The following is a 585-nucleotide window of genomic DNA, read 5'->3' on the forward strand; positions in this document are numbered from 1 at the left end:
CCTGCTGGTTTCCCGTGCGTCGTATGAGGCTGAAAAAAGCATTCTTCGCCATATTCTCGAAGGTAAGGAGGCGGTCACGCCGCTGATGGAGAGAGTACCTGGCGAACTCATGGAGAAACTGACATCAGGACAGCGCGCCGCCACCCGCATGATACTGGAAACGCCCGACCGTTTCACGGTGGTGCAGGGCTATGCCGGTGTGGGTAAGACCACACAGTTCCGGGCGGTGATGTCAGCCGTGAACATGCTGCCGGAGAGTGAGCGTCCCCGTGTCGTTGGGCTGGGCCCCACGCACCGTGCGGTCGGGGAGATGCGCAGCGCCGGCGTGGATGCACAGACACTGGCGTCCTTTCTGCATGACACGCAACTGCAGCAGCGCAGCGGAGAAACGCCGGATTTCAGCAACACGCTGTTCCTGCTCGATGAGAGCTCAATGGTGGGCAATACCGACATGGCACGGGCATACGCCCTGATTGCGGCCGGTGGTGGTCGTGCCGTGGCCAGCGGTGACACGGACCAGCTGCAGGCCATCGCGCCCGGTCAGCCTTTCCGTCTCCAGCAGACGCGCAGTGCTGCCGATGTGGC

General features: G+C 62.7%; 1 protein-coding gene. It reads left to right on the forward strand.

The features are described from left to right. On the forward strand, positions 1-585 hold a 585-nt coding region (locus K0778_RS27115), incomplete at both ends, for an AAA family ATPase (RefSeq protein ID WP_153449246.1).

It is taken from the genome of Escherichia sp. XD33, from assembly GCF_019375075.1.
In the GTDB taxonomy this organism is placed as follows: domain Bacteria; phylum Pseudomonadota; class Gammaproteobacteria; order Enterobacterales; family Enterobacteriaceae; genus Enterobacter; species Enterobacter flexneri_A.